Origin of the sequence: Streptomyces sp. SID12488 (assembly GCF_010548275.1) — a bacterium.
Taxonomy (GTDB): Bacteria; Actinomycetota; Actinomycetes; order Streptomycetales; family Streptomycetaceae; genus Streptomyces.
The window spans coordinates 1-5,197 of the sequence record NZ_JAAGLT010000067.1 but is presented as its reverse complement, the minus strand read 5'-3'; the positions used below and the strand labels follow the sequence as shown (position 1 = coordinate 5,197).

Sequence of the window (5,197 nt, the reverse complement as noted above, 5' to 3'; positions counted from 1 at the left end):
GGGTGAGTACGAAGGAAGCGTCCGTTCCTTGAGAACTCAACAGCGTGCCAAAAATCAACGCCAAGTTTGTTGATACCCCGGCTCACAGGCTTTGTCTGTGGGTTGAGGTTCCTTTGAAGTAGTAAACACAGCGAGGACGCTGTGAACGGTCGGGCTTATTCCGCTTGACTGTTCCGCTCTCGTGGTGTGACCCGATTACGGGTTGACATTCACGGAGAGTTTGATCCTGGCTCAGGACGAACGCTGGCGGCGTGCTTAACACATGCAAGTCGAACGATGAACCCGCTTCGGTGGGGGATTAGTGGCGAACGGGTGAGTAACACGTGGGCAATCTGCCCTTCACTCTGGGACAAGCCCTGGAAACGGGGTCTAATACCGGATAATACTCCTGCAGGCATCTGTGGGGGTTAAAAGCTCCGGCGGTGAAGGATGAGCCCGCGGCCTATCAGCTTGTTGGTGAGGTAGTGGCTCACCAAGGCGACGACGGGTAGCCGGCCTGAGAGGGCGACCGGCCACACTGGGACTGAGACACGGCCCAGACTCCTACGGGAGGCAGCAGTGGGGAATATTGCACAATGGGCGAAAGCCTGATGCAGCGACGCCGCGTGAGGGATGACGGCCTTCGGGTTGTAAACCTCTTTCAGCAGGGAAGAAGCGAAAGTGACGGTACCTGCAGAAGAAGCGCCGGCTAACTACGTGCCAGCAGCCGCGGTAATACGTAGGGCGCAAGCGTTGTCCGGAATTATTGGGCGTAAAGAGCTCGTAGGCGGTCTGTCGCGTCGGATGTGAAAGCCCGGGGCTTAACCCCGGGTCTGCATTCGATACGGGCAGACTAGAGTGTGGTAGGGGAGATCGGAATTCCTGGTGTAGCGGTGAAATGCGCAGATATCAGGAGGAACACCGGTGGCGAAGGCGGATCTCTGGGCCATTACTGACGCTGAGGAGCGAAAGCGTGGGGAGCGAACAGGATTAGATACCCTGGTAGTCCACGCCGTAAACGGTGGGAACTAGGTGTTGGCGACATTCCACGTCGTCGGTGCCGCAGCTAACGCATTAAGTTCCCCGCCTGGGGAGTACGGCCGCAAGGCTAAAACTCAAAGGAATTGACGGGGGCCCGCACAAGCAGCGGAGCATGTGGCTTAATTCGACGCAACGCGAAGAACCTTACCAAGGCTTGACATACGCCGGAAAGCATCAGAGATGGTGCCCCCCTTGTGGTCGGTGTACAGGTGGTGCATGGCTGTCGTCAGCTCGTGTCGTGAGATGTTGGGTTAAGTCCCGCAACGAGCGCAACCCTTGTTCTGTGTTGCCAGCATGCCCTTCGGGGTGATGGGGACTCACAGGAGACTGCCGGGGTCAACTCGGAGGAAGGTGGGGACGACGTCAAGTCATCATGCCCCTTATGTCTTGGGCTGCACACGTGCTACAATGGCCGGTACAATGAGCTGCGATGCCGTGAGGCGGAGCGAATCTCAAAAAGCCGGTCTCAGTTCGGATTGGGGTCTGCAACTCGACCCCATGAAGTCGGAGTTGCTAGTAATCGCAGATCAGCATTGCTGCGGTGAATACGTTCCCGGGCCTTGTACACACCGCCCGTCACGTCACGAAAGTCGGTAACACCCGAAGCCGGTGGCCCAACCCCTCACGGGGAGGGAGCTGTCGAAGGTGGGACTGGCGATTGGGACGAAGTCGTAACAAGGTAGCCGTACCGGAAGGTGCGGCTGGATCACCTCCTTTCTAAGGAGCATCTAGGCCGCCAAGTCCGCTTGGTGGTCCAGGGCCATTACGTCGGCATCTGTCCGGCGGTGGTTGCTCATGGGTGGAACGTTGATTATTCGGCATCTCGGTCATCTCTGGCTGTGAGTACTGTCCTTCGGGGCGTGGAAAGCTGATCTGAGTGGCGAGGGGTGTCGGGCACGCTGTTGGGTGTCTGAGGGTACGGCCGGCTTGTCTGGTCGCCTTCAGTGCCGGCCCCGGTGAACTCGCCTGTAAGGGTGGGGTGGTGGGTGGTTGGTCGTTGTTTGAGAACTGCACAGTGGACGCGAGCATCTGTGGCCAAGTTTTTAAGGGCGCACGGTGGATGCCTTGGCACCAGGAACCGATGAAGGACGTGGGAGGCCACGATAGTCCCCGGGGAGTCGTCAACCAGGCTTTGATCCGGGGGTTTCCGAATGGGGAAACCCGGCAGTCGTCATGGGCTGTCACCCACATCTGAACACATAGGGTGTGTGGAGGGAACGCGGGGAAGTGAAACATCTCAGTACCCGCAGGAAGAGAAAACAACCGTGATTCCGGGAGTAGTGGCGAGCGAAACCGGATGAGGCCAAACCGTATGCGTGTGAGACCCGGCAGGGGTTGCGTATACGGGGTTGTGGGATCTCTCTTTCATGGTCTGCCGGCCATGAGACGAGTCAGAAACCGTTGATGTAGGCGAAGGACATGCGAAAGGTCCGGCGTAGAGGGTAAGACCCCCGTAGTCGAAACATCAACGGCTCGTTTGAGAGACACCCAAGTAGCACGGGGCCCGAGAAATCCCGTGTGAATCTGGCGGGACCACCCGTTAAGCCTAAATATTCCCTGGTGACCGATAGCGGATAGTACCGTGAGGGAATGGTGAAAAGTACCGCGGGAGCGGAGTGAAATAGTACCTGAAACCGTGTGCCTACAAGCCGTGGGAGCGTCGCTCATCAAGTTTACTTGGTGGGTCGTGACTGCGTGCCTTTTGAAGAATGAGCCTGCGAGTTTGCGGTGTGTTGCGAGGTTAACCCGTGTGGGGAAGCCGTAGCGAAAGCGAGTCCGAATAGGGCGTTTTAGTAGCGCGCTCAAGACCCGAAGCGGAGTGATCTAGCCATGGGCAGGTTGAAGCGGAGGTAAGACTTCGTGGAGGACCGAACCCACCAGGGTTGAAAACCTGGGGGATGACCTGTGGTTAGGGGTGAAAGGCCAATCAAACTCCGTGATAGCTGGTTCTCCCCGAAATGCATTTAGGTGCAGCGTCGTGTGTTTCTTGCCGGAGGTAGAGCACTGGATAGGCGATGGGCCCTACCGGGTTACTGACCTTAGCCAAACTCCGAATGCCGGTAAGTGAGAGCACGGCAGTGAGACTGTGGGGGATAAGCTCCATGGTCGAGAGGGAAACAGCCCAGAGCATCGACTAAGGCCCCTAAGCGTACGCTAAGTGGGAAAGGATGTGGAGTCGCACAGACAACCAGGAGGTTGGCTTAGAAGCAGCCACCCTTGAAAGAGTGCGTAATAGCTCACTGGTCTAGTGATTCCGCGCCGACAATGTAGCGGGGCTCAAGCGTACCGCCGAAGTCGTGTCATTCCAGCAATAGGGCCAACGCCTGCTGGGATGGGTAGGGGAGCGTCGTGTGCCGGGTGAAGCTGCAGCGGAAGCTAGTGGTGGACGGTTCACGAGTGAGAATGCAGGCATGAGTAGCGATACACACGTGGGAAACGTGTGCGCCGATTGACTAAGGGTTCCTGGGTCAAGCTGATCTGCCCAGGGTAAGTCGGGACCTAAGGCGAGGCCGACAGGCGTAGTCGATGGATAACCGGTTGATATTCCGGTACCCGCTGTGAAGCGTCAAACATTGAACCAGGCGATGCTAAGTCCGTGAAGCCGCCCCGGAGCCTTCGGGCAAGGGGGAGTGGTGGAGCCGACGGACCAGATCTGCAGTAGGTGAGTGATGGGGTGACGCAGGAAGGTAGTCCATCCCGGGCGGTGGTAGTCCCGGGGTAAGGGTGTAGCCCGTTGTGTAGGTAAATCCGCACAACATGAGGGTGAGACCTGATGCCGAGCCGATTGTGGTGAAGTGGATGATCCTATGCTGTCGAGAAAAGCCTCTAGCGAGTTTCATGGCGGCCCGTACCCTAAACCGACTCAGGTGGTCAGGTAGAGAATACCGAGGCGTTCGGGTGAACTATGGTTAAGGAACTCGGCAAAATGCCCCCGTAACTTCGGGAGAAGGGGGGCCATCACCGGTGATTGAATTTACTTCATGAGCTGGGGGTGGCCGCAGAGACCAGCGAGAAGCGACTGTTTACTAAAAACACAGGTCCGTGCGAAGCCGTAAGGCGATGTATACGGACTGACGCCTGCCCGGTGCTGGAACGTTAAGGGGACCGGTTAGTCACATTTCGGTGTGGCGAAGCTGAGAACTTAAGCGCCAGTAAACGGCGGTGGTAACTATAACCATCCTAAGGTAGCGAAATTCCTTGTCGGGTAAGTTCCGACCTGCACGAATGGCGTAACGACTTCTCGACTGTCTCAACCATAGGCCCGGTGAAATTGCACTACGAGTAAAGATGCTCGTTTCGCGCAGCAGGACGGAAAGACCCCGGGACCTTTACTATAGTTTGATATTGGTGTTCGGTTCGGCTTGTGTAGGATAGCTGGGAGACTGTGAAGTGGGCACGCCAGTGTCTGTGGAGTCGTCGTTGAAATACCAGTCTGGTCGTGCTGGATGTCTAACCTGGGTCCGTGATCCGGATCAGGGACAGTGTCTGATGGGTAGTTTAACTGGGGCGGTTGCCTCCTAAAGAGTAACGGAGGCGCCCAAAGGTTCCCTCAGCCTGGTTGGCAATCAGGTGTTGAGTGTAAGTGCACAAGGGAGCTTGACTGTGAGACCGACGGGTCGAGCAGGGACGAAAGTCGGGACTAGTGATCCGGCGGTGGCTTGTGGAAGCGCCGTCGCTCAACGGATAAAAGGTACCCCGGGGATAACAGGCTGATCTTCCCCAAGAGTCCATATCGACGGGATGGTTTGGCACCTCGATGTCGGCTCGTCGCATCCTGGGGCTGGAGTCGGTCCCAAGGGTTGGGCTGTTCGCCCATTAAAGCGGTACGCGAGCTGGGTTTAGAACGTCGTGAGACAGTTCGGTCCCTATCCGCTGCGCGCGCAGGAACATTGAGAAGGGCTGTCCCTAGTACGAGAGGACCGGGACGGACGAACCTCTGGTGTGCCAGTTGTCCTGCCAAGGGCATGGCTGGTTGGCTACGTTCGGGAGGGATAACCGCTGAAAGCATCTAAGCGGGAAGCCTGCTTCGAGATGAGTGTTCCCACCCACTAGATGGGGTAAGGCTCCCAGTAGACGACTGGGTTGATAGGCCAGATCTGGAAGCCCGGTAACGGGTGGAGGTGACTGGTACTAATAGGCCGAGGGCTTGTCCTCAGTTGCTCGCGTCCACTGTGTT

General features: G+C 57.3%; 2 rRNA genes. Both read left to right on the top strand.

The annotated features are described in order from the left end of the window. The first annotated feature begins 208 nt into the window (after positions 1-208). Positions 209-1,737: ribosomal RNA gene (locus tag G3I56_RS42440) — 16S ribosomal RNA — on the top strand. A 316-nt stretch (positions 1,738-2,053) separates the two neighbouring features. Further along, a 23S ribosomal RNA gene (locus G3I56_RS42435) occupies positions 2,054-5,175 on the top strand. The 16S and 23S rRNA genes sit together here, the layout of an rRNA operon. The last annotated feature ends 22 nt before the right edge of the window (positions 5,176-5,197 follow it).